Source organism: Microcoleus sp. (genome assembly GCF_049646505.1).
Classification (GTDB): domain Bacteria; phylum Cyanobacteriota; class Cyanobacteriia; order Cyanobacteriales; family Microcoleaceae; genus Microcoleus.
The window spans coordinates 1-5329 of the sequence record NZ_JBARVX010000650.1 but is presented as its reverse complement, the minus strand read 5'-3'; the positions used below and the strand labels follow the sequence as shown (position 1 = coordinate 5329).

Here is a 5329-nt window from a genome sequence, read left to right as displayed (position 1 = left end):
AAGATTAGACCTCTTGCAAAAGTCAAATTTACCCCCCGCAAGTCCCCCCTCCCGCGGGGAGAAACAAGAATAATCTTGCTCCCTCCCCGCGGGAGGGGAGGGTTGGGGTGGGGTGCTTTGGATTTTTGCAAGAGTTCTATTTAGAAAGCAATGCCTTATATCTAGCTACCTACAATCAAAATATCATCCTTTAGAGAGACACACAACTGCTAGTTTACTGCCAACATTGGGATAGAGTAAATTTTGGATACAGCTTACTTTAACCATTATTTCTGCACTGATTTTAGGGTTCGCGATTCTTTCACCAAATCTCAACCTCAATCTCAAGTCAGGAATAGATTTACTATCCGTGATTGAGGGAATTGCGGATTTAGGCTTAAGCATTTACTGGATATTGCGCTACGTTAATCTTTGGCAAAAAATTCAGCCCCGGAACCAGCTTTACATCCTAGCCGCAAGGAAATAACTCAAATTTTACAAATAGCAGATTTAGTCAACACTGAAATTAACCTGAAGGCTCAAAAAAATGAACTTCAAACGCATTCTAGTTGCCATTAATCATTCTCCTTTAACATCCATCGTGTTCGATCGCGCACTCAATTTAGCGCAGCAAGAGCAGCAAGCTAAATTGACGATCCTTCATTGCCTCGCAGACTTGACTGCGCTCGCTCCCGGATTCCAATCAGGCGGGACATTTGGATTCTATCCAATCAACACTGGATTTTCTTAATTACTCCAGGACGAAACGCTTCAGCTACAGATTGAGCAGGCAAAAACTTGGTTGCAAGAATACTGCGATCGCGCAACTGCCCTAAATATTTCAACTGAATATCAACACCATTTTGGTGAGCCAGGGGCAACGATTTCTAGTGTCGCTCAAGAGTGGAATGCCACTCGGATCGTACTGGGTCGGCACGACCACTCTGCGATCGCAGAATTTTTCGTAGGTAGTGTCAGCAATCATGTGGTCGATCGCGCGAATTGTTCTGTTTTAGTCATAAAAGATACAAATCCCGATCGAGATAAATAAAAAGAGAAAAACCGTGAACACAATCGATCGGACTGGTGTATCGGGCTGAGAAATTGGGCAATTAACCATAAAAACAAAGACTCTTTCCCCAGAACTACTCCACAAGATAGATGCCTACTGGCGTGCCGCCAACTATCTGTCAGTTGGGCAGATTTATAAGCGGTAGTAAGGGAGCCTATCTCAAGCAGATGATGCAGGACAAGTTGATCGAGCACAAGCATTACATCGACAAGCACGGCGAAGACTTGCCGGAAATCCGCAACTGGAAGTGGGGGGTAGGACGAGAATAATTCGTAATTCCATCTGAATATTAAGCCAATCACAATTACAACAGGAGAACATCGTGCAAATCCAAATTCATACCGGACATAACATCGAAGGTCACGAAGCACTAGCCACTCAGGTTAGTGGTGTAGTGGCAGAGAGCCTGAGCCGATTCAGCGATCGCATCACTCACGTTGATGTTCACTTGAGCGATGAGAACAGCGACAAGAAGGGCGGCGATGACGATATGCGCTGCATGATCGAAGCCCGCCTCAAAGGACTCCAACCCCTCGCGGTAACACATCAGGCAGCGACCTTAGACCAAGCTGTGGACGGGGCTGCCGATAAATTGACCAGATCGATCGATAGCACTCTCGGACGGCTGCACGACCAAGAAAATCAGAGAACTGACCCGCCTCTGTCTAGCTAACAGTCAATAAATTTTCCCAGGAGTCAGAGATGAAAACAAGTAAGGGACTCTGGAAAAACTAGGACAAAATAATCAACACTTTACGCTCCAGAATTTCTGGAGCAGTGACAACTCCCACCTAGTTTATCAGTCATTTTTTTGAATTCAAATTAAGTTTAGATGAATCATCATTTTTAGCATTTCAGATAGTATTTCAGATAGCAGCATTACATATTGAGAGGTCGGTGATGCCAACGGCAACGGATTTTAAAGACTATTACACCATCCTGGGAGTGAGCAAAACTGCAACTCCTGAAGAAATCAAACGGGCTTACCGCAAACTGGCCCGCAAGTACCATCCTGACCTCAATCCTGGGGATAAAGATGCAGAGGCAAAATTCAAAGACTTGAACGAAGCAAATGAGGTACTTTCCGATCCAGAGAACCGGCAAAAGTACGATCGCTTTGGTCAACATTGGAATCAGCCGGGATACACTGAAGCGCCAACTCCTAGAGGAACTAATGTTTCGGCGGAAGACTTCGATCGCTACGACGACTTTGATTCATTTATCAACGATTTGCTGGGGGGAATGAAAGGTGGATCGAAACGTAGAACCCAGACTTATCAAACTGCGACCAACGGTTTTAATGATTTTGGGGACGGATTTCGTTCTCAAGCGCCCGCGCCGGATACCGAAGCTGCGATCGCACTCACATTTTCGGAAGCATTTCACGGTGTCCAGAAACGGCTACAACTTGACGATGAAACAATCAACGTCCGCATTCCCGCAGGCGCAAAACCCGGTAGTCGAATTCGACTCAAAGGTAAAGGTCTCAATAGTCCATTCTCTCAACAGCGCGGCGATTTGTATTTAACGATCGAGATTTTGCCCCATTCCTTCTTTCGATTCGAGGGTGATGACATAGTTTGTGACATTCCAATTCGCCCCGATGAAGCCGTTTTGGGGGCAGAAATCAGCGTCCCAACTCCCGATGGTAGCGTTACAATGAAAGTGCCTAAAGGAGTGCGATCGGGACAATCGTTAAGACTGCGCGGCAAAGGTTGGACATTGCCAAAAGGAGGACGAGGTGACTTGTTAGCAAAACTTCTTATGGTTACGCCGAAAGACCTCAGTGCGATCGAGCAAGAATGCTACGAAAAAATCCAGGCAAATACGAGTTTTAACCCGCGTACTCAGTTAGAGGAAATTAAGTTATGAGCTTTAGCCTTTCAAAAATTGTGGTTTCACCCGAAGGTGAACAACTCTACACCTTTGAATATGCTGCATTGGTAACTGAAACTTCAATTACGCTAGTGAAAATTTATGTTGAATTAGGTGTAATCGAACCAATCGGCGACCTGCTGCATTCCCGCGAGATTGCTAGAATTGCTCAGATTCAGCGGTTGCGTCAAGACTTGGGACTGAACTTAGTCGGAGCCGCAATGGTGTTAGATATGGCTCAAGAAATTGCCCAATTACGAGCACAAGTTAGGGCATATCAATCTCATCCATCAAGTGCCTTATGAGGTATTTGTCGCGCCAATGAATGCTCAAAGTCAAGATGATTTACTTTCCTTTCCCTGGAATCCAATGGCTCGGCAATTTCAATGTCCCTGTCATGCTTCCCGCTATGCTCGTGATGGGACTGCGGTGCGAGGCCCGGCTCCTCTACCGCTGAAGATTGTCCAGGTTGTGGCGATCGATAACAGCATTTTGATCTCACCTTGGGCGAAAAACGATCCCCGCACTGGAGAAAAGCCCCGGTGGGTTTGAGGATGAAGTGATATCGAGAAAATCCATTTCAGGAGAAATTCATGAGCTTTAAGAAATCAATTCAGACGATATTGCTGGGTTTTGCACTATGTTTTTGTTTTTTGGTTGGCCTTGGGCAAAACCCGATCCTCGCAGCAACTCTCGTAGAAACTGAACCAATCTTTCCAGAAAAGATGCAAACAATGTCTGAAAAAACCGTAAATCTGGAATCAACAATCGATCGCTTTCTCACATCGATTCCACCAGGCTATTACACGATCGCCAATGTCGAAGGGTTAAAAAAACAATTAAAGAACTCTCAAACCCTGTTGGTGGACGTGCGAGAACCCTCTGAGTATAAGTCTGGACATATACCTGATGCCATCAATATTCCCCTCCAAACCTTGGCGCACAATCTGGAGCAAATTCCGCACGATCGCCCTGTAGTGCTGTACTGTTCCGCCGGCTATCGAGCGGCAATGGGAGTAATGACACTGCACTTATTGGGTTATGATAATGTCCAGGGGTTTCCACCTAGCTTTGCAGGTTGGAAAACCGCAGGAGAAGCGATCGCATCTAGTTAAAATTCCCAGTTTTAACTCTGCAATTGCCAAAGCTTTTAACTTATAAGAGGATTTTTGTGATGAACTCTATCTGCTTTAACGGGTTGAAAATTCACCCGCTGCGCTGGCTGCTAGCTGCTTTAATCTGCGTTTCACTGGTTGTCTGGAGTCCCTTACCCGCTTTTGCATCTTTGACGCAAATCGAAGAATATCCAGGGCAAATGCTCTACCAATCCCGACAAACCCTGCAAGATAAAAACGGAAATTCCTGGCAGGCGATCGCCTTTAAGCGCATCCATCCCGAAGGTAGTTCTAGTGTCTCTCTGCGCGTCGTGGGCTTTCCTGGTGCGGTGGAATTCGATCGCACTCAACCGCTTACCTTGACAACATCTATGGGCGAAACTCTAACCGCCAAGGATATTTCTAGCGAAATTTCTCAGGACACACCAGCCCCAGCGAATGTCGGAGAATATGACATTCAGCTTGCCCTACCTCAGTTACAAGCGGAGATTCCCCTGCAACTGATATTACCAACCATCGACGGTGAATCCGTCAGCTTATCTGTTCCCTCTACTGCAATTCAGGAATGGCAAACCCTGATTAGCCATTGATGAAAACCTGATACAAGCTCGATCGAAAAAATTACTGAGAGGTACATCATGAACTCATTCACTATTGATGAATTGACCGCTTTAACCGCAGCGTCAAACTCGACCTGTATCTCGATCTATGCGCCAATGGAGCGTTTAGGAATCGAAACCCAGCAAAATCCGATTCGGTTAAAGAATTTGGTTCGACAAGCGGTCGAAAAATTGCTGGCGATGGGACTGCCCGAACAGGATGCCAAAGAGTTGCTGCAACCCATTCATGAGCTAGATACCTATGACTTCTGGCAACATCAAAGCGATGGACTGGCAATTTTTCTATCTCCCAATCATTTCCGCTACTACTGTTTACCGATCGCTTTCCCCGAATTAACGGTAGTTGGCGATCGCTTCCACATCAAACCACTACTGCAACTAATGTCAGGGGATGGGACGTTTTCTGTTCTAGCCTTGAGCCAAAACCAAGTTCGGTTATTTCAAGGAACTCGTTATCACCTGAAAGAAGTTGAGTTAACGGATGTACCCACCAACATCGCAGCAGCCTTGCAGTACGACGATCCCCAAAAAAGCCTCCAAACACATACAGGCTCATCAAAAGGCAATAGTGCGATTTTTCACGGACAAGGAGCCGGAAACGAAGATCAGAAAAATGATTTATTGCGTTACTTTCGCCAAGTCAACAACGGTTTAGAGTCTTTCTTCAA

General features: G+C 45.7%; 9 protein-coding genes and 2 pseudogenes. All 11 read left to right on the top strand.

Annotation, left to right across the window (positions count from 1 at the left end; all coding sequences use genetic code 11):
• The first annotated feature begins 247 nt into the window (after nucleotides 1-247).
• Entirely contained in the window at nucleotides 248-466 is a 219-nt protein-coding gene (locus WBA89_RS29825) for a DUF3611 family protein (RefSeq protein WP_424411287.1), read from the top strand.
• Between the two features lie 60 nt (nucleotides 467-526).
• A pseudogene (locus tag WBA89_RS29820) lies at nucleotides 527-1030 on the top strand (universal stress protein).
• Between the two features lie 52 nt (nucleotides 1031-1082).
• A complete protein-coding gene (locus tag WBA89_RS29815; RefSeq protein ID WP_424411286.1) occupies nucleotides 1083-1196 on the top strand; it encodes a hypothetical protein in 114 nt (37 codons plus the stop codon).
• The gene (locus WBA89_RS29810) at nucleotides 1153-1320 is read left to right on the top strand and encodes a hypothetical protein (RefSeq protein ID WP_424411285.1); all 168 of its coding nucleotides are present in this window, start codon (nucleotides 1153-1155) and stop codon (nucleotides 1318-1320) included. The genes WBA89_RS29815 and WBA89_RS29810 overlap by 44 nt, the downstream gene beginning before the upstream one ends.
• Nucleotides 1321-1373: 53 nt before the next feature.
• Nucleotides 1374-1724, top strand: a complete 351-nt coding sequence (locus WBA89_RS29805) for an HPF/RaiA family ribosome-associated protein (RefSeq protein ID WP_424411284.1) — start codon at nucleotides 1374-1376, stop codon at nucleotides 1722-1724.
• A gap of 227 nt (nucleotides 1725-1951) precedes the next feature.
• Nucleotides 1952-2923: a DnaJ C-terminal domain-containing protein gene (locus tag WBA89_RS29800; RefSeq protein ID WP_424411283.1), complete on the top strand. Its 972-nt coding sequence runs from the start codon at nucleotides 1952-1954 to the stop codon at nucleotides 2921-2923.
• Entirely contained in the window at nucleotides 2920-3231 is a 312-nt protein-coding gene (locus WBA89_RS29795) for a chaperone modulator CbpM (protein WP_424411282.1), read from the top strand. Before WBA89_RS29800 ends, WBA89_RS29795 begins: the two co-directional genes overlap by 4 nt.
• Nucleotides 3232-3247: 16 nt before the next feature.
• Nucleotides 3248-3478 carry a Rieske 2Fe-2S domain-containing protein gene (locus WBA89_RS29790; protein ID WP_424411280.1) on the top strand — a complete coding sequence of 77 codons (231 nt, stop codon included), beginning with the start codon at nucleotides 3248-3250 and terminating at the stop codon, nucleotides 3476-3478.
• 182 nt (nucleotides 3479-3660) lie between these two features.
• Nucleotides 3661-4041, top strand: a complete 381-nt coding sequence (locus WBA89_RS29785) for a rhodanese-like domain-containing protein (protein ID WP_424411278.1) — start codon at nucleotides 3661-3663, stop codon at nucleotides 4039-4041.
• Between the two features lie 59 nt (nucleotides 4042-4100).
• A complete protein-coding gene (locus WBA89_RS29780) occupies nucleotides 4101-4631 on the top strand; it encodes a DUF3122 domain-containing protein (protein WP_424411277.1) in 531 nt (176 codons plus the stop codon).
• A gap of 48 nt (nucleotides 4632-4679) precedes the next feature.
• A pseudogene (locus WBA89_RS29775) lies at nucleotides 4680-5329 on the top strand (hypothetical protein); the annotation flags it as partial.